This window comes from Desulfobulbus sp. (assembly GCF_031547805.1).
Classification (GTDB): Bacteria; Desulfobacterota; Desulfobulbia; order Desulfobulbales; family Desulfobulbaceae; genus Desulfobulbus.
This window is the reverse complement of record NZ_JAVBRQ010000001.1, coordinates 174,331-192,418: the sequence shown is the minus strand read 5'-3', so window position 1 is coordinate 192,418 and position 18,088 is coordinate 174,331. Positions and strand designations below refer to the sequence as shown.

Genomic DNA, 18,088 nt, shown 5'->3' with positions numbered 1-18,088 from the left:
CCGGGCTGCGTGCGGTCCGGCTCGGCGCGGGCATTCGGCGCATGGTACAAACACCGGCGGAAAACCGCAACCATCCTCATTCGCGGCCAGCCGAATGGGGTTCGTTGCGGTCAGCCGGCAGGATGCCGTTTTACGGAAAATTGGGGAGGAACCGGGAGCCCATGGGGCGGGGCTTGTCTTTTGTTTAGGTCAAGACCCAGGGTCAGGCGGAGAAGAATTTCTCCCAAAGGAAGGCAAGCGGCATGACCAGTAACAGACTGGGCAGCATGCTGAGAACGGGGATTTGGGCCAGCCCCAGGAGCCGCAGTCCTGTGCCGAGCATGATGAAGCCGCCGCAGGCGGAGAAGTCGGCGAACATGATGGGGGTGATGAAAGGCATGACGGTCGTCGCCAACAGCAGAACGGCTGTCTGGATCGCATATTGCGGCAGCACCAGAATGCCGATGGCGCCGCCGATGTTGGAGGCGAAGACGAACGCGGTGAAAAAATCCAGCACGGCCTTGACGAGCAGCAAGGATGGATCCCCGGTGAGGCCTTCCTCGATGGAGCCGATGAAGCCCAATCCGCTGACGCAGAACAGAATGGTCAACACCGCGAACTGATCGCGGAACACCTGGCCGGAGAGGTTGGAGGTGGCGAGCCGTTTGAAGCGGAGCAGCCCCACGACTTTGAGCGCAAGCCGCATGACCATGGATTCGATCCGGCAGAGCTCTCCCAGGATCGCGCCGAACAGCAGGGCAAGAATGACCGGGGGGAGCGCCTGGCCCTTGGTGACCATGGAAATGCCGATGCCCAGGGAGATGCAGCCGAAGACATTGTTGATCTTGGTGCGGAAATCCGGCGAAAGAAGGCGCCCGCCAAAGACGCCGCAAAGGGCGCCGGCGATGATGCCGGCGCTGTTGACGATGGGTCCTACCATAATGCTGCCACCTTGAAAAAAAGCCTGGTGCGCATGGGGTAAGCCCGCTTCACATCAAGCAAAACAAAAAACATTCGGTCGCTGTCGTTCCGGGGGATCAACCCGGCCGAATCTCCACCTTTCCTTGCAAATACTCCTTCACCGCGCTGATCGGCACTTCCTTGCGGTGGAAAATACCGGCGGCTAGGGCCGCTTCCGCCTGGGTTTGGGTGAAGACTTCCAGGAAATGTCGGGCGCTGCCCGCCCCGCTGGAGGCGATCACCGGGATGGTCACCGCCGAGCGCACCGCATTGATCAATTCGAGGTCGAAGCCCGAGTTGGTGCCGTCCTTGTCGATGCAGTTGAGCAGGATCTCGCCCGCGCCCAACTGTTCGCACACCCTGGCCAGGGTCACCGCGTCGACCGGCCGTCCTTCCCGACCGCCCTTGACGGTGCACTGGTACCAGCAGTATCGTTCGCCGTTCGGTCCGGGAAAGCCGGTGGGGATCGTCACCTGCGGCACCGCCTGCGGGTCGGCCACGTACACCCGGCGCGGGTCGATGGAGATGACCACCGCCTGGTTGCCGTACACCCGCGCGATCTGTTCGATAGAACTCAGGCCCGTGGCCTTGCCGGTTCGCAGCACCTCCTCGACGATCAACACCGCGTCCGAACCGATGGAGACCTTGTCGGCGCCGGAACGGAAGTACTGCGAGGCCACCTCCAGCGAACTGGAAAAACGGCCGTCGCGGTCGGTGAAGTCGCGGATACCGCCGCCGATGGTCAGGGGGACGAAGACATTTTTCGAGGTTTGCTCCAGCACCTCGAGCATGGGCATGTCCTGGAGCGGAAAATCGCGGAAGCCGGTGATGTTGAGAAAGGTGATCTCGTCGGCCCCCTGTTCGTAATAGTCCCCGGCCAATTCCACCGGCTTGCCCAGGTTGCGCACCGCGCCCTCCTCGCGCACGTCGTACTGGTCTCCCTTGGTAACCACCAGGTCGCCCCGGTCGTTGGTCCGCACATCCAGGCAGGCGATGATGCGCTTGGCCAGGGTGGTGGTGCGGGGACAAGCCGAGGGGCGGATGGCCTCGCGGCTGCCGGCCAGGAAGTTCTCCAGTAGTTTGAGCCCGGCCCGGCCGCTCTTTTCCGGATGGAACTGGGTGGCCACCATGGCGCCCCGCTGGATGGCGCTGACAAACTCATAGCCGTAATCGGTGGTGGTGAGGATGTCGTCGCCGGCGGCCGGAGCCACGTGGTAGGAGTGGACGAAATAGAACTTCTCGTCGCCCGCGAGGCCGTGGAAAAGGGGCGAAGCCTGGTGCGCCTTGATGCCGTTCCAGCCGATATGGGGGATGGCCAAGTCGCAAGTAAACCGCTGCACCCGGCCGGGCAGCAGGCCCAGGCCCGGCTCTTCCGGGGCCTCTTCGCTCGACTCGAACAGGGCCTGGAGGGCGACGCAGATGCCGAAGAAGGGCTTGCCGGCGCGCAAGAAGCGGAGCAGGGGCTCGCGCAGTTCCTTTTCCCGCAGGGTGTGCATCAGGGCGCCGAAATTGCCGACGCCGGGGAAGATCAATCGCTCGGCCCGGTCGATGTCCGCGCCGCTGTTGACCAGAGAGACGGTCTCGCCGAGGCGTTCGATGGCGTTGATCACCGAACGGACATTGCCGGCGCCGTAGTCGAGGAGGGTAATCATGGTTTTTTCGCTCGGATACTTGCAAGGATGGACCGGAGACGGTACAAGGACAGGGCCGCGCAGGACGCGCGGCGCGAGCCCGAAGGGCTGGATATTTTCGCCAACCGGCCGGAAAAGGTATTTTGTAGAGTAGTTTCCGGCGCAAGTCAAGTTCATTTCCCAACGCCATGCAAGCCGTCATTCTTGCCGCCGGGTACGGCACCCGCTTGCGGCCGTATACCGATTTCCGCCCCAAGCCGCTGTTTCCGGTCCTCAATCAACCCCTGCTGCACCGGCTGCTCGGGCAGGCGCGGGCCTGTGATTGCGCGCCGGTGGTGGTCAACTGCCACCACCTGGCGGAGCAGGTCGAGGCGGCGCTGGCTCCCTGGCCCGAGACCCTGCTCCAGCGCGAGCCGGCCATCCTCGGCACCGGCGGCAGCCTGCGCCTGGCCCTGGACCGGCTGGACAACGACCCGCTGCTGGTGATGAACGGCGATCTCTACCACGAGATCGACCTGGAACAGGTGTACCACCGGCATCTGCTGTCGAAGAACGACGTCACCCTGGCCCTGCACGATCATCCCCGCTTCAACACGGTCGGCATCGAGGGCGACCGGGTCCGGAGCTTCGGCGCTGCGGCGGCCGAGCTGCTGGCCTTCACCGGCATCCAGGTGGTCGACCCCGAGGTGATCGAGCTCATCCCGTCCAACCGATTCCACCATATTATCGATCTTTATCGTGAGCTGGCCCTTGCAGGGCGGATCGGCTTTTGCCGGGTGGACGGGGCGCGCTGGCGGGATATCGGCACCCCGGCCGACTACCTCGATCTGCATCGGGAACTGCTCGCCAAACAGACGGGCTGGCTGGTCGACCCGAGCGCCCGGATCGGCAACAATGCGGTCTTCGAAGGGTGGGGCTGCGTCGGTGCCGACGCGGTGATCGGCCAGGGCGCGCGCCTGCTCGACTCAGTGGTCTGGGACGGGGCCGAAGTGGCGGCGGGCAGTGTGCTGACCGGGCGGATCGTCACCGGCCGGCCGGAGATCGATGCGGCCTTTGGCCCGGCATCGCAGGGGCGGCCATGAACATCGGCGAACTCGTCGACCTGGCCGGCCGCCTGCTCGGAGCCTCCCCGCGCGCATGGAACCGGGCCAACGTCGCGGTGCACGAACTGGTGCCGGATGGCTCCTCCCGCCGATTTTACCGGCTGCGCGGGCCGGACCGCTCCGGAGTGGTCGCGGTGCTGCCGCCGCCGCACGAGCCGCGCGGCCTGGCCGAGGCAATCGCCTTTGCCGAGATCGGCCGCCATCTTGGCCGCACCGGCGCGCCGGTCCCGGCGATCCACGGTTTCGATTCGGCCACCGGCTTGGCGCTGTGCGAGGATCTGGGCGAGCGGCGGCTGTTCGAGCAGGTGGCGGAGCAAGGAGTGGAAGACAGCATTCCTGCCTATGAAAGCGCGGTGCGGCAGTTGGCCCGGATGCAGGTGCGGGGTGCCGACGGTTTCGACCCGGTCTGGTGCTGGGACACGCCCCGCTACGACCGTCAACTGATGATCGAGCGCGAATCGAATTATTTTCTCCGGGCCTGCTGCACCGACCTGTTGGGGCTCGATTTCGACCGCCGGGCAGTGGAGGCCGACTGCGCCCGGCTGGCCGACCAGGCGGCTCGGGCGCCGGCGCATTTTTTCCTCCACCGCGATTTCCAGTGTCGCAACCTGATGCTGACCGAAGGCGCGGTGCGGATCGTCGACTTCCAGGGCGGGCGCCTCGGGCCGCTGGCCTATGACCTGGCCTCGCTGCTGCTCGACCCCTACGCGGCCCTGCCCGAAGCCATCCAGGACCGGCTCGTCGCCGTCTACCTGGAGGCGCTGGGCGAAGAGCTGGCATACGATCCCGATCAATTCCGCCGCGAATACCTGCTGCTGGGCCTGCAGCGCAATCTTCAGATCCTCGGCGCCTTCGCCTTCCTGAGCCAGGTGCGGGGCAAACCGTTTTTCGCCCGCTACCTCGAGCCGGCCCTGGCCTCGCTCGACCGCCTGCTTGCCAAACCCGGGGCCGGCGGATATGCTGCCCTGCACACCCTCACCGGCCAATGCCGCCAGGAGCTTTGTCAACGATCATGACTACGGAAAACGCCACCCTGGTTGCCCTTATCGGCCGCCCCAACGTGGGCAAGTCCACCCTGTTCAACCGGCTCACCCGCCGCCGCGACGCCCTGGTCGACCCGACGCCGGGCGTCACCCGCGACCGCCACTACGCCACGGTGCGCTGGGAAGACCATCCGTTCATGCTGGTCGACACCGGCGGCATCGACGACGAGGACGACACCATCGTCAACCACATCCGGCACCAGGCCCTGCTGGCCGTCGACGAGGCCGACGTCATCTTTTTCCTCATGGATGGCCGCGAAGGACTCACGCCCAGCGATATCGAGATCGTCGACCTGCTGCGCCGCACCGAGAAACGGGTGTTTTATATCGTCAACAAGATCGACAGCCCGGAAATCGAGGACACCCTGCTGCCCCCGTTCTGGGAACTCGGGGTCGAGGAACTGTGGGCTCTGTCCGGCGACCACGGCTACGGCCTCGACACCTTGATGACCGGGCTGCTGCCGCACCTGGAGAAGGACGCGCCGGTGGACAACCTGCCGGACAATACCGTGCGGATCGCCTTTCTCGGCCGGCCCAACGTGGGCAAGTCCTCCCTGATCAACGCCATTATCGGCCAGGAGCGGATGGTGGTCTCCGAGGTTGCCGGCACCACCCGCGATTCGGTGGACACCCTGGTGAGCCGCGATCCCTACAACTACCTGCTGATCGACACCGCCGGCATCCGCCGCCGGGGCAAGACCACCGACAAGCTGGAAAAGTTCTCCATTCTCAAATCGCTGCGGGCCCTGGGTCGGTGCGACATCGCCATGGTGCTGATCGACGCCGAGGAGGGAATCACCGAGCAGGACACCAAGGTGATCGGCTATACCCAGGAACAGGGGCGGGCGGTGATCATCTGTCTCAATAAATGGGATTTGATCAAGGACGAGCCCAAGCGGCAGGAGCGGTTGCTGGAGGAGGTGCGGATGGCGGTCAAGTTCATCCCCTTCGCGCCGGTGCTCAAGGTCTCGGCCCTGGCCGGCACCGGCATCAAGCGGCTTTTTCCGGAGATCGGCAAGGTGCACCGCCAGTATCGCCAGCGTTTCGCCACCGCCGCCCTCAACCGGCTTCTGGCGGAGGCGGTGGCCCGGCACGAGCCGCCTTTTTACCACGGCCGCCGGCTCAAGTTTTACTACACCGCCCAGCTGGGCACCGCGCCGCCGCTGTTCGCGGTGGTGGCCAGCGATCCCAAGGGGATTCATTTTTCCTACCAGCGCTACCTGACCAACAGCTTCCGCGAGGGACTAGAGCTGGACAGGGTGCCGATCCGGCTTTTGTTCCGCGAACGGAGCAACCGCAAGAAGTAGCTGCGCCGAGATACGCGAGGAAGAGCTCGGTCCGGCGGCGGGCGCTACTTGTCGGCATCCGGCCAGTCGCGGTAGGGCTGGCGGCAGAGCATGGCGTTGTAGTAACGGGCATCGCCGGTGACTTCCCGGCCGATCCACTCCGGCCGCGCGAACGGCTCGTCTTCCGCCGCCAGTTCGATTTCCGCCAGCACCAACCCTTGATTGGAGCCCAGGAATTCGTCGATCTCCCAGAGATGGCCTCGGAAGGCGATGGTGTAGCGTTTTTTTTCGATCTGCGGCTGCGGACAGAGGGTATCGAGCATCATTCGGGCCTCGGCAACCGGGATCTCGTATTCGTACTCGTCGCGGCCGGCACCCGCGGTCGGGCCCTTGACGGTGAGAAAGCCCCGGTCGCCGGCCAGCCGCACCCGCACGGTTCGCGCCCGATCGGCGCACAGATATCCCTGGCGGTACTCGATCCCCTCGGCCAGCCCGCGCCAGCCGTCTCCTGCCAGCAGGAATTTACGTTCGATTTCCCGGCCCATGCCCGCTCTCCTTGTGCTCTTCTCGTTCCGTTTCCTCTGTCACGACGTAGGATATTGTGCCCAGCCCCGCCGGGCAAATCGCCTCGTGGTTGATTGGAAACACAATCGTTCCACCTGCCCATTGTCCCGATTTGCTTGCCCGGCGGCAGCCGATTCAAGGGTAGCCGGTTTTGCCGTTTCCGGCAACCCGCGCCGCACCGGCAAAGGAGGCGGACGCCAGCGCAAACCATAAGGATTCTTTTGGCGGTCAATACGGTATTTGTTTGTAATTTCATATTTGTTGCAAAACCTTTCCACCGGGAAAACCGGGTCTTTGCTTGACACCTCAAGCCCCTCCTGGTATCAAAGTGCTGACCTGATTTTCCGTTCCACCACTAGTGATTCGACCCATGTCCCTACCCACTTTGATCCGGATCGTTCTAGCCCTGGCCCTGGTTGTCTGTTCGCGACCGGCGTGGGCTGAAGATATTGTGCTGAGCACCATCAAGGAGGCGACCCGGCAGTACCAAACCGGCGATTACACCGGCGCGGCCTCCAATCTCGACTATGCGGCCCAGTTGGTTCGGCAGCAGAAGAGCGAGCGGATGAAAGCGCTCCTGCCCGCGCCGTTGTCGGGCTGGGCAGGGGAGGATGCCAGCGCCCAGGCTCTGGGAGCGGCCATCCTCGGCGGCGGGGTCACGGTCAGCCGCGACTACAAGAAAGGATCGTCCAGCGTCAGCGTGGAAATCGTCTCCGATTCGCCGGTGTTGCAGTCGGTGCTGATGATGGTCAACAATCCCATGTTCGCCGGTGCCGGCGGGGGCAAGCTCGAAATGGTCAAGGGCCAGCGGGCGATCCTCAAGTACGACAGCGGCAAGAAGACCGGCGAACTCTACATCGTGGTGGCCTCGCGCTTCGTGGTCACCATCAAGGGGCGGCCGGCGGCCAGGGAAGATCTCCTGGCCTACGGCGAGGCCATCGATTACCGGACGCTGGAAAAGAATTGAGCGCCGTGCCGGCAGCGCGCCGCTTTTGTGCACGATACGAAAAAGACGAGCCATACCCTGCGGAGAATGCTGACGAGGTTTTTTCCATGCATGGGTGGTTGCCCCTGTTACACTTGGTATAGAACTGGCCTTCTTCCTGTAACAGGGGCATTTTATTGCCAGGAATCTGAAGGGTGCATCCATGGGTGTTGAGGAGAAAAACAGGCAGCCAGGCCGGCAGGAAGTGACCGACGAGGCTATTTTCAAGGTGGCCAAGGAGATCGTGGTCAAGTTCATCGAGGTGGGGCGGCTGACCCCCTCGTCGTTCGAGGAAACGTTCGATTCGGTCTACAAGGCCATCCGTCGCACGGTACGTTCCCAATGAGCGGAAGACTGCTCGATCCGGCCCTGAACCGGGCGCCGGACCACCCCCGCCACATCCACCTGATCGGCGTTTGCGGCACCGGCATGGCCGCGCTGGCCTCCATGCTCCAGGAGCGGGGCTACACCGTGACCGGCTCGGACCAGAATGTCTATCCGCCGATGTCCGACTTCCTCGCCCGCCTGGGCATCGAGGTCATGTCCGGCTACGCGGCCGCCAACCTGGCGGCCCGGCCCGATCTGGTGGTGGTCGGCAACGTGGTCCGCATCACCAATCCCGAGGCCATGGAACTGGCCCGGCTGGGCCTGCCGTACCTCTCCATGCCCCAGACCTTGGGCCATTTCTTCCTCGAAGGCAAGTGCTCGCTGGTGGTGGCCGGCACCCACGGTAAAACCACGACCTCCTCGCTCCTGGCCACCACTCTCCACCGCCTGGGAGCCGGCCCGGGGTTCATGATCGGCGGCCTGGTCGAGGCCTTCGGCCGCAACGCCCGGGTGGGCGAGGGCCCGCATTTCGTGGTCGAGGGCGACGAATACGACACCGCCTTTTTCAACAAGGTGTCGAAATTCCAGCATTACCGCCCGAATTGCGCCATCCTCACCTCGGTGGAATTCGATCACGCCGATATCTTTCCCGACCTGGCGGCCATCAAGGCCTCGTTTACCGAATTCATCGGCCGCATCCCGCCCACGGGCGCGCTGGTGGCCTGCCTGGACGATCCGGTGGTGGCGGCTTTGGCCGGCGCCGCCCATTGCCCGGTCATCGGCTACGGCAGCGGCGCGGATTGCGAGTGGCAACTGGCCGATCTGCACGCCAAAGGCCTGAGCATCGAGTTCACGGCCGTGCATCGGGGCCAGCCTCTGGGCCGCTGCACCCTGCCCATGCCGGGGCGGCACAACGGGCTCAATGCCCTGGCGGTGATCGCCCTGCTGCACCATCTCGGCTTTGCCTTCGAAGCCATCGTCGCGGGTCTGGCCAGTTTCGAGGGCGTCAAGCGGCGGCAGCAGATCCGCGGCGTGGTCCGGGGCGTGACCGTGATCGACGATTTCGCCCATCATCCCACCGCGGTCCGCGAGACCCTGCATGCCCTGCGGCTGGCCTGGCCGGGAAATCGGCTGATCGTGGTGTTCGAGCCCCGCACCAATTCCAGCCGCCGGGCCGTCTTTCAGGCGGAGTATGCCCGCGTTTTCGGCGATGCCGACCAGGTACTGATCCGCGAGCACGTGCCGCTCGACACCCTGCCGATGAGCGAGCAGTTTTCGTCCGTCCGGCTGGCGGCCGATCTGGCGGCGCAGGGCCTTGCGGCCCAAGCCTTTCCCGACACCGAGGCCATCCTGGTGGCGCTGGACGATCTGTGCCGCGAGGGCGACGTGGTGGTCATCTTGTCCAACGGCGGCTTCGACAACATCCACGAACGGCTGCTGATGCAGCTCGGCCGGCCGGCTTGAATTCGGTAGAACGGGCCGTTTCGTTGCAATCGGGAAAGAATCGGCGTTTGAGCCGGCGTTTAATCCGGAAGCGTGAGGGCAGGGGGGGAGAGCGGGTGCGGCTTTGCCGAGGCGGCCGCGCTCACCAATCTTCGCTGAGCCGGAAGACCGTGCTGTGCAGTTGGCTGATCATGGACCGGTAGTCGTCGGTGCAGTCGCCGTTTTTGCAGCGGAGTTCGATGAGGCGGGCAGTTTCGGCCAGGTCGGCCAAGCCCATGTTGAGCAGGGCGCCCTTGACCGCGTGGCTGGCCTTGCCCAGTTGCTCCATGTTGCCGTCGGCCGCCAGGTCGGCCAACCGGGTCATGTGGGAGCGCAGGGTGGCGGCGAAGACCGGGATCATGGTCTCGATTTTGTCGTCGTTCAGCAGATAGTAGGTCTTGAGATGTTGCTTGATGAGGTGCAGATAGGCCGCGCGGTCCATTGCGGTTGAGCCTCCAGGGGAAATGCGTTTTCTTCGTTCGCCTGTGTGAAGGAAAAGCCGTTGCCACTGCCCCATCTTCCCATGAGTGTGAAGGATCGGTCAAGGAAGAAAACAGTGCTGCACCCGTTCGAATACCGGATTCGCCAGGATATTGTCCGGGCGGCCCTGCCGGTTGGCGGCTGCCGTCTCTTGGTCGGCGTGTCCGGCGGCGCCGATTCCATGGCCCTGTTGCAGGTGCTGGCCGCCTTGCGAAACGATTTTTCCTGCACCCTGGTGGCCGCCTACATCGATCACGGCCTGCGGCCCGAAGAAACCCCCGGCGAATGGAGGTGCGTGCGCGAGGCCGCCGCCCTGCTCGGCGTCGAGTGCGCGCGCTTGGCCATCGATGTCGGCGCGGTTGCTGCCGCCGGGCGGCTTTCGCTCGAGCACGCGGCCAGGGAGGCGCGCTACCGCGCCTTTGCCGAATTGGCCGGGCAATGGTCGACCGACCTGCTGGCCGTGGCCCACACCGCCGACGACCAGGCGGAGGAAATCCTGCTGCGCCTGTTCCGGGGCGGCGGCGGCAAGGCCCTGGCCGGCATGCGGATGCGCTCGGGCCACATCGTCCGGCCGCTGCTCGGCGTCCGCAAGCAGGAACTGCTGATGTACCTGGCGGACAAGGGAATCGGCTTTTGCCACGATTCGAGCAACGACGACCGCCGTTTCCTCCGCAACCGGGTCCGGCTCGATCTCCTGCCGCTGCTGGAGTCCGCCTACGATCCGGGCATCCGCGCCGCCCTGCTCAAGACCGCGGCCAATCTCGGCGAGGACGAGGACCTGCTCGAATCCCTGCTCGCCGAACAATGGGCCGCGGTGGTCGACCCCCGTTCGCCGGATGTCGGCGGGCCGGGCGCCTGCCGCCTTGACCGGGCGGCCTTTCGCCGCCTCCATCCCGCCCTGCAGCGGCGCCTGCTCGAACGCCTGCTCTGGCAGCTCGACACCCCGGCCCATTACCGCCAGATCCTCTCCTTGCTCACCGCCGCCGTTTGCGGGCAGACAGGCAGCGAATTGCACCTCAGCCGGGGCTTGCGGGTGGCGGTGCAGCGCGACCATCTGATCTTCTCCTTCCCCAAGGGCCGGGGCCCCTGGCGCGGCCGCCTCGCCTGATCGCCGCTTGACCGCTTCCTGGCCGCCGGCCGATCCCGCCGTCCACCCATCTTCGACAATATCGTCGAGCCCTGGCTGCCGCTTGTCGAGCCGTCCTGGAGCCGTTGCGATGACTTTTCTTTTATCTTGCTGTGTTACCGCGAAATTATTGGTTGCCTCAGTTGGCACGGAAGTTGATTTACCAGGGTAGGCAGCTTCTCCGGCATGGAGAAGCGGATGAAAAGCAACCAAGCAATTCGAGGTGACACCATGAAAAAGACACTGCTGGCCATCTGCTGTGTGGCAATGACAATCGGAACCGCCTGGGCCATGGATTATTCGGCCATGTCCAGCGACCAGCTGAGCGCCCAGCGGGGCGCCCTGAACAATGCCTCGCAGGAAGAGTGGCACGCTTTCCACACCGAGTGGTGGAAGCGGCTCAGCCAGATGAGCCCCGAGGAACGGCAGAAATACATCGGTCCGGGCATGGGCCACCATGGCCGGGGCCATGGTGGGGGTCACGGTTGGGGCCATGGCGGAGGCTGGTGTCCCTGGGGGCCGGGCGCGGCCCCGGTGGCGCAAAGCAAGTAAACGGCCGCTGTCCCCGGCGTCGATCGATCCGCAGGGATCGGCGCCGGTTTTCACTTTCTCTTCACGATCTCCAGCCGCTCCATCTTGTAGCGCAACACCCGCTCGCTGATTCCCAGATCGGCCGCCGCCTTGGTCTGTACCCATTGGTGGCGTTCCAGGGCCTCGATCAGCAGTTGCCGTTCGATCTCGGCCAGCCGGTTGACCAGATCGCCTTCGGCCACCGGCCCCCGATAGTCGCGGATCTCCGGCGGCAGGTCGCGCAGGCCGATCCGCGGCGAACGGGCCAGGGTGACGGTGCGCTGGAGGATGTGCTCCAACTCGCGGACATTGCCGGGAAAATGATACTTGGTCAATTGTTGCAGGGCCTGGTCGTCCAGCACGGCCCGGCTGTCGAGCTTGGCCAGGAAAAAGCGGATCAGCTCCGGAATTTCCTCCTTGCGTCGCCGCAGGGGCGGGATCTCGATTTTGATCACATTGAGCCGGAAGTAGAGATCTTCGCGGAAGTCGCCGTCCGCGGCCATCTGCTTGAGGTTGCGGTTGGTCGCCGCCACGATGCGGACATCCACCGGAATCGGCTGTTCGCCGCCCACCCGGCAGATGGTCTGTTCCTGGAGCGAACGCAGCAGCTTGGCCTGCACCGCCAGGGGCAGCTCGCCGACCTCATCCAGCATCAAGGTCCCTCCATGGGCCTGTTCCATCACCCCGCGCCGCCGGTTGACCGCCCCGGTGAAGGCGCCCTTTTCATGGCCGAACAGCTCGGATTCGAACAATCCTTCCGGCACGGCGGCGCAGTTGAGAGCCACGAACGGCTCTTCCCTGCGCGGGCTGAGCAGGTGCACCAGCCGGGCGATCAGCTCCTTGCCGGTGCCGGTTTCGCCCTGGATGAGCACGGTCCATGGGCTGGGTGCCGCCCGCAGCGCCAGGGAAAGTACCTGGCGCATGGCCGGACTGCCGGCGATCAGCCGGACCGGCAGGGCTTCGACATCGATGGCTTCCTCCACCCGGGCGGCATCGTCGGCGATGTAGAATCGTTCCTCAATGGCCCTGATCCGGGTCAACAACAGTTCCAGATCCACCGGCTTTTCCAGAAAATCGTCCGCTCCCAGCTGCATAGCCCGAACCGCGGTGTCGACCGCGCCGTAGGCGGTGATCATGATCACCGGCACCAGGGGATTGATCGTTTTCATCCGCTCCAGCACCTCGTCGCCGCCCATGCCGGGCATGCGGTGGTCGAGCAGAACCAGGCCGACGGCATCGGCCATGAAGCGGTGCAGGGCTTCCTCGCCCGAGGCCGCCTCGATTGCGGTGTAGCCCTGTTTGGCCAGGAAGCCGGCCAGCAGGTTTCTTTGCAGGGATTCGTCGTCAACAATCAGAATATTCATGGGGCTGCGGCTCCTTGGCCGGTGGCTTTGGCATCGTGGCCGGAAGTTGGCCGGCTTGGTGGCTGTGGGGCAACAGGATGCGCACGGTCAGGCGGTTGCGCGGCCGGTCGACCGCGATATGCAGGCCGCCGCCGTGGGCCTCGGCGATCCGGCGGCAAAGGGCCAGGCCCAGGCCGGTGCCCCTGGTCTTGGTGGTGAAGTAGGGTTCGCCCATGCGTTCGAGCTGGTCGTCGCTGGGGAGCATGCCGCCGCTGGTCACCGCCAGTTCCCTGCCTTCGGCCGCCCTTTGCAGGTCAAAACGGAGCATGCCGCCTTGCGGTTGGGCCTCGATGCCGTTTTTCAGCAGGTTTTCCAGGAGTTCGGCGATCAGGTCCGGGTCGGCCGAGATGGGGGTGTCGCAGCCTGCGCCGATCTCGACCTCGATGCCCTGATCGGCACAGCGTTGTCGATACAGGGGCAGCAGGCGCATAAGGAGCTGACCGGGGACGATGGGCGCCGGTCGGGGCTGCAGGGTCCTGGTGAAGCGCTGGAGTTCGTTGATAATGGTTCCGGCCCGTTGCACCGCCTCGGCCATGGCATCGATCAGTTGCCGCTGTTCGGCGTGGAGCTCGGGCGACTCCAGCCGCAATCGCTGCACCCCCATGCTGATGGCGTTGAGCGGGTTACGGACCTCGTGGGCAATGGTGGCCGTGGCCCGGCCCAGGGCGGCCGCTTCATGTTCCCTGGCCAACAGGCGTTCGAAGGTGCGGGTCCGGGTGAGATCCGCCTTTTGGACGCGGTAGAGCAGCCAGGAGAAGAAGACGCCGAGACCCAGCAGCAGGGTGGCGAAGAGAAAGAACTGGTGCCGCATCTGTTCGATCCGGCTGCGATGGCTGGCCGCATCCAGGCCCACCACTAGGGTGCCCATGGAGGTGGTCAGGCTGGTTTCGGCCGTGTATTTGCCCTTCGCATCCAACAGCCGGACCGATTCGCCGGTCGTCTTTTCCGGCTCCAGCCGGACGAAATGAATGCCCGGCAAGCCGGACAGGGTGGCCAGCAGGGCCGGCAGCGAGGTCTTTTGCTGGAGCTGGACAATGGCCTTGGCATCGAGCCCGATCTGGATGCAGCGCAGGCGGGTGCCGGTGGCCGGGACGATCAACAGGGCGGAGTGGCGTTCCCGGTCGTAGCGGACCTCGCCGGAGGCGGGTTCGCAGACCGTGGCCTCGGTCCGCCATTTTTCCGGTCCCGCGACCACCTTGCCGTCCGGCCGTACCAGGGCGATGCCGAGCAGGCCGGTTTCCTTGGCCAAGGCCGCCAGTTCCCCCGGCTGGAGCGGGTCGATGTCGTTGAGGTACTCGACGAACCGGGCCTTGTCGCGGAGCAGGGTGGTGACCACGGTGTCGACGGTGGCGCTCGCCAGGGCGGCATTGTGCAGGTTTTCCTCGATAATGGCGGCGATCATCCGGGAGCGGGCCAGGGTGCTGTTCTGCAGGTCGCGGTCGAGCGTCAGCAACTGCCAGAAAAAGGCGGCCAGCACCAGGGCGACGAGCAGGCCGAATCCGGCCAGGTTCATGGCCCAGGAAGGCAGGGGGAGTTTGTTCACGGCCTGTCCCATTGTCCGCCTCCACCTTGATTGCGACCGCGACCGTGTCCGCCGCCGTGTCCATGGCCGTGGCGATGGCCGCCGCCGTGTTCCTCGCGGCACATGCCCAGCCGGGCACGGACCCCGGTGGGGTCGTGGCGGTAGCGGTGCCTGAGCTCCCGGTACTCCTGTTCGCTTTTGGGCCGGGGGGGCTCGACGGGTTGGCCGGTCGCGTTGTCGGGCGGCATGGCCGCCGGCGGTGCTGGAGCCGGTTCGGCGGACGGCGGTCCGGCCGGTCCGGCAGCCCGTCCGTCGAACGGCAGCCAAATCAGGAACAGCAGCAGCAGCAGGAAAAGCGGTCGGATGCGTGATGAGGGCGTCATGCCGGCGTGTCGGTTGAAGGGAATGCGGCGGGCAATCGCGCTCCGGCGTTCGTGTGCTGGTCGCGTTGTTCAGTCGGCCAGCCGGTCGAAGCCGAAGCGGATAGGCTCTCTTTGTGGCAAGCAGTATACATGCCAATCGTCCAGAGAGATAGCCTTTCCTTGTCCGGGGCGGCCTGGACGCACGTCGAGAAGCGCGGCGGCCGGCCCGGCTCGACATTATTGTCGAACGGGCAACCGGCAATGTCGAAGCATTTATGTTAAGCTGAGCTTAACAATGTTTGGTATTTTTTGTTGACCGGCGGTATACATTGTTTTGACTATGCGATCCACCGCCTTGTGCCAGGCTTGGAAAAGCCGGGATGGTTGCTATAACCAAGACGAGACGATCGGATGACGACAAACAAGAGGGGGGAACATGACCACAGCATTCCAGGATGTCAGTGTGCAACAGGTGCGCGAGTACATGACCCGGCACGGGGAGAACGAGTATCTGCTGATCGATGTCCGTCAGCCCGGCGAATATGCCCGGGGACACATCCCCGGCGCGATACTCATCCCGCTGGGCGAGCTGCCCGGCCGGTTGCGGGAACTGCCGGTGGACCGGGACATCTTTGTCTATTGCCACTCCGGCAAGCGATCAAAAGGCGCTGCCATTTTCATCGGTTCCCGGCCCTATGTGGCCGGAACCGTATTCAACATCCATGGTGGCATCCACGCCTGGGACGGGAATCTTCTGCCGTTTTTTCCAGCGGTTACGGTTTTTGATTCGGACGGGAGCGACGGCGAGATCCTGCATAAGGCCATGGAGCTTGAACGGGGAGCGGAACGCTTCTACGCCGCGCTGGGCCAGCGGTATGGCGATGCCCCCTGGAGCGGGACCCTGACGGTCCTCGCCGAGTCCGAAGTTGCTCACGCTCGGATCGTTTACGGCTTCTGGACGGAAATGCAAACCGATCCACCCGAGTTCGCCGAACTGTACGGCAACTTGGCCGGTACTTTGGTCGAGGGCGGCCTGTCGATCGAGGCCCTCCTGACCTCTTTGGAGGAAGGGCAGCCGCACCCGTGCCGTGCGGTGCTCGAGATGGCGCTGACCGTCGAATACGCGGCCTACGATCTGTACCGCAGCATGGCGCATCGTTTCCTGGGCACAGCCATGGAGGCGGCGTTCAACGCCATTGCCGAGGCGGAAAAGGTCCACATGCTGCTTGCGGCGCGAGCCCTGGGGCAGTGTTCGGACTCTTGAGAGATTTCTTGCAGGAAAAACAAACCGACGGTATGTTTTTTTGAGGTGGAACAAGAGTTGACTGAGGGTTTTTCCGGAAAGTCATCGATGGGGGATTCGCCGACTTGTACCAGGAAAAGCAAGGCGTATGTTTTGCTCACATCCAAGGAGGACAAGTATGCAGCACTTTTCGTACCAGGACACCACCTACCAAGTCGACGACCAAGGGTTCCTGCTCGACCCCGGTTTCTGGGATGCCAATTTCGCCGAAGGCGTTGCCAAGGAATGCGGCATCGATCACCTGACCGGAGAGCATTGGGATGCCATCAACGCCCTCAGGGAATTGTGCCGGAAGAGCGGAACCTGCCCCACGGTGTTTGCCGTTTGCAGGGCCATCGGTCTGCGGCCCCGCGAAATGATGGTACTGTTCCCCACCGGCTACCACCGGGGCCTGTGCCGGATCGCCGGCGTCGATTACCTGCTGCGTCGGCTGCCGGATAACAGCCACGCCCTGCAGTCGACCGCCGATCTCAAGGCCCTGTCCGGAAAGAAACAGTATCAGGTCGATGTGCGCGGCTTTTTGATCGATCCCGACAACTGGGATCCGTATTACGCCATGCACCGCGCCCTGGAGATGAAGATCCCGCAACGGGAGCTGACCGACGGGCACTGGCGGGTGGTTTATTATTTGCGCGATGTGTTCAAGCGGGAAAAACGCATTCCCACCATCTATGAAACCTGCGAAAAGTGTCAACTCGAACTGGAGGAACTCGAAGCCTTGTTTCCGGATGGCTATCATCGGGGGGCACTGAAAATCGCCGGGTTGCGATTCGTGAAATAAGCATTGCCCCCCTTGGGAGAGAAGGGGGGCGGTGTTGATGTTTGTGGCGGAACTCGATTCGCCGGCAAGGGCGGGTGGCGTTTGCTGCCCGCAATCTGCCGGCCAGGAAAAGGAGAACAGATGAAGTCGTTTCAATACAAGAACGTGGCCTACGAGCTGGATGACCAGGGGTATCTGCTCGAGCCAGCGCAGTGGAACAAGGATTTTGCCGAAGGGATGGCGCGGGAATGCGATGTTCCCGTCCTCTCGAACGAGCATTGGGACGTGATCAACTATGTCCGCGATGTCTACAAGAAAACCGGGGTTTGCCCGACCATCTTCGCCGCCTGCAAGGCCAGCGGTCTGCGGCCGCAAGAAATGCAGAAACTGTTCCCCATCGGGTATCACCGGGGGGTCTGCCGGGTGGCCGGCGTGCACTACCGGGTGAGCAACATCCCCTACGGCGTCCACCTGCGCCAGTCCGTGGCCGATCTGCGCGCCTTGTCCGACGGAGACAAGGTCTATGCCACCGACGTGCGCGGTTTCCTGGTGGATCCGGATTCGTGGGACGAGAACTTCGCCGTCCACCGGGCCATGGAAATGCACATTCCGGACGGCAAGCTGCTCGACGATCATTGGCGGATCATCTACTATCTCCGCGATGTCCACCAGGTGCAACATCGGATTCCCAATATTTACGAGACCTGCGAAAGCTGCGATCTCGATCTCGACACCTTCGAGCAACTGTTCCCGGACGGCTACCATCGCGGGGCGCTGAAGATCGCCGGTTTGCGGTTCGTGAAGTAATACAGGAGGAGCGGGCCGATGAAAACAACCCTGATGGTATGCAGCGGCGATCCGGAAGTGATATGGAACGCCTTTCGGATGGGCAATCTCATGCTCGAGCAGATGGACGACGTCACCATGTTCCTCAACGGTCCGGCGGTCGAGTATGCGGCCCTGGCCTCCGAGCGGTTTCCCCTGGCCGAGCTGGCCAAGGTCTTTACCCTGTCGGAAGGGGTGCTTCTGGCCTGAGGCAAGCTGCTCGACCTCCACGGGGTGGAGGCATCGTATCACCAGCGGGCCAAACAGACGGATCTCTATCGCCTGATGGCGGAAAGTGACCGGTTTTTCACCTATTGATCAGCGGCTGTTCCGCCGGTACCCGGACGGAGCAGCCGCGGTTTTTTTCCCCCTGACAA

19 protein-coding genes are annotated in these 18,088 nt (G+C 64.1%); 12 read left to right on the top strand and 7 right to left on the bottom strand.

The window, feature by feature from the left end:
• Positions 1–202: 202 nt before the first annotated feature.
• Positions 203–919 carry a DUF554 domain-containing protein gene (locus RMR13_RS00825; RefSeq protein WP_310598742.1) on the bottom strand — a complete coding sequence of 239 codons (717 nt, stop codon included), beginning with the start codon at positions 917–919 and terminating at the stop codon, positions 203–205.
• Between the two features lie 97 nt (positions 920–1,016).
• Complete coding sequence (hisF, locus tag RMR13_RS00820) at positions 1,017–2,591, bottom strand: imidazole glycerol phosphate synthase subunit HisF (RefSeq protein WP_310598741.1); 1,575 nt, start codon at positions 2,589–2,591, stop codon at positions 1,017–1,019.
• Positions 2,592–2,758: 167 nt separating this feature from the next.
• On the opposite strand from hisF, the gene RMR13_RS00815 reads away from it, so the two are divergent.
• Genes RMR13_RS00815 through der form a run of 3 tightly spaced genes read left to right on the top strand, consistent with a single transcriptional unit; the run spans position 2,759 to position 6,023 of the window.
• The gene (locus RMR13_RS00815; protein WP_310598740.1) at positions 2,759–3,652 is read left to right on the top strand and encodes a sugar phosphate nucleotidyltransferase; all 894 of its coding nucleotides are present in this window, start codon (positions 2,759–2,761) and stop codon (positions 3,650–3,652) included.
• A complete protein-coding gene (locus RMR13_RS00810) occupies positions 3,649–4,689 on the top strand; it encodes a phosphotransferase (RefSeq protein WP_310598739.1) in 1,041 nt (346 codons plus the stop codon). Before RMR13_RS00815 ends, RMR13_RS00810 begins: the two co-directional genes overlap by 4 nt.
• The gene (gene der, locus RMR13_RS00805) at positions 4,686–6,023 is read left to right on the top strand and encodes a ribosome biogenesis GTPase Der (protein WP_310598738.1); all 1,338 of its coding nucleotides are present in this window, start codon (positions 4,686–4,688) and stop codon (positions 6,021–6,023) included. The genes RMR13_RS00810 and der overlap by 4 nt, the downstream gene beginning before the upstream one ends.
• Before the next feature lie 44 nt (positions 6,024–6,067).
• On the opposite strand, the gene RMR13_RS00800 is transcribed toward der, so the two are convergent.
• Entirely contained in the window at positions 6,068–6,547 is a 480-nt protein-coding gene (locus tag RMR13_RS00800; RefSeq protein ID WP_310598737.1) for a CYTH domain-containing protein, read from the bottom strand.
• A gap of 389 nt (positions 6,548–6,936) precedes the next feature.
• Between RMR13_RS00800 and RMR13_RS00795 the strand changes: the two genes are divergently transcribed.
• From RMR13_RS00795 to mpl, 3 genes are all read left to right on the top strand, one after another.
• On the top strand, positions 6,937–7,533 hold the full coding sequence (locus RMR13_RS00795) for a hypothetical protein (protein WP_310598736.1): 597 nt from the start codon (positions 6,937–6,939) through the stop codon (positions 7,531–7,533).
• A 181-nt stretch (positions 7,534–7,714) separates the two neighbouring features.
• A complete protein-coding gene (locus tag RMR13_RS00790) occupies positions 7,715–7,897 on the top strand; it encodes a hypothetical protein (protein WP_310598735.1) in 183 nt (60 codons plus the stop codon).
• Positions 7,894–9,342, top strand: a complete 1,449-nt coding sequence (gene mpl / locus RMR13_RS00785; protein WP_310598734.1) for a UDP-N-acetylmuramate:L-alanyl-gamma-D-glutamyl-meso-diaminopimelate ligase — start codon at positions 7,894–7,896, stop codon at positions 9,340–9,342. The genes RMR13_RS00790 and mpl overlap by 4 nt, the downstream gene beginning before the upstream one ends.
• 121 nt (positions 9,343–9,463) lie before the next feature.
• On the opposite strand, the gene RMR13_RS00780 is transcribed toward mpl, so the two are convergent.
• Positions 9,464–9,802, bottom strand: a complete 339-nt coding sequence (locus RMR13_RS00780; RefSeq protein ID WP_310598733.1) for an Hpt domain-containing protein — start codon at positions 9,800–9,802, stop codon at positions 9,464–9,466.
• Positions 9,803–9,916: 114 nt separating this feature from the next.
• Here RMR13_RS00780 and tilS point away from each other — a divergent pair, with 114 nt between their 5' ends.
• On the top strand, positions 9,917–10,948 hold the full coding sequence (gene tilS, locus RMR13_RS00775; protein WP_310598732.1) for a tRNA lysidine(34) synthetase TilS: 1,032 nt from the start codon (positions 9,917–9,919) through the stop codon (positions 10,946–10,948).
• Between the two features lie 249 nt (positions 10,949–11,197).
• On the top strand, positions 11,198–11,518 hold the full coding sequence (locus RMR13_RS00770; RefSeq protein ID WP_310598731.1) for a DUF1104 domain-containing protein: 321 nt from the start codon (positions 11,198–11,200) through the stop codon (positions 11,516–11,518).
• Positions 11,519–11,568: 50 nt separating this feature from the next.
• Here the strand turns inward: RMR13_RS00770 and RMR13_RS00765 are convergent, their stop codons facing one another.
• Genes RMR13_RS00765 through RMR13_RS00755 form a run of 3 tightly spaced genes read right to left on the bottom strand, consistent with a single transcriptional unit; the run spans position 11,569 to position 14,844 of the window.
• Positions 11,569–12,900 carry a sigma-54 dependent transcriptional regulator gene (locus RMR13_RS00765; RefSeq protein WP_310598730.1) on the bottom strand — a complete coding sequence of 444 codons (1,332 nt, stop codon included), beginning with the start codon at positions 12,898–12,900 and terminating at the stop codon, positions 11,569–11,571.
• Entirely contained in the window at positions 12,881–14,494 is a 1,614-nt protein-coding gene (locus tag RMR13_RS00760; RefSeq protein ID WP_310598729.1) for an ATP-binding protein, read from the bottom strand. Before RMR13_RS00760 ends, RMR13_RS00765 begins: the two co-directional genes overlap by 20 nt.
• Positions 14,479–14,844 carry a hypothetical protein gene (locus RMR13_RS00755; RefSeq protein WP_310598728.1) on the bottom strand — a complete coding sequence of 122 codons (366 nt, stop codon included), beginning with the start codon at positions 14,842–14,844 and terminating at the stop codon, positions 14,479–14,481. The genes RMR13_RS00760 and RMR13_RS00755 overlap by 16 nt, the downstream gene beginning before the upstream one ends.
• Before the next feature lie 415 nt (positions 14,845–15,259).
• On the opposite strand from RMR13_RS00755, the gene RMR13_RS00750 reads away from it, so the two are divergent.
• From RMR13_RS00750 to RMR13_RS00735, 4 genes are all read left to right on the top strand, one after another.
• Positions 15,260–16,087: a rhodanese-like domain-containing protein gene (locus RMR13_RS00750; protein WP_310598727.1), complete on the top strand. Its 828-nt coding sequence runs from the start codon at positions 15,260–15,262 to the stop codon at positions 16,085–16,087.
• A 157-nt stretch (positions 16,088–16,244) separates the two neighbouring features.
• Positions 16,245–16,907 (top strand): TusE/DsrC/DsvC family sulfur relay protein, encoded by a 663-nt coding sequence (locus tag RMR13_RS00745; protein WP_310598726.1) that lies wholly within the window; start codon positions 16,245–16,247, stop codon positions 16,905–16,907.
• 120 nt (positions 16,908–17,027) lie between these two features.
• Positions 17,028–17,693, top strand: a complete 666-nt coding sequence (locus RMR13_RS00740) for a TusE/DsrC/DsvC family sulfur relay protein (protein ID WP_310598725.1) — start codon at positions 17,028–17,030, stop codon at positions 17,691–17,693.
• Positions 17,694–17,711: 18 nt separating this feature from the next.
• A complete protein-coding gene (locus RMR13_RS00735) occupies positions 17,712–17,921 on the top strand; it encodes a sulfur reduction protein DsrE (protein WP_310598724.1) in 210 nt (69 codons plus the stop codon).
• Positions 17,922–18,088 lie beyond the last annotated feature (167 nt).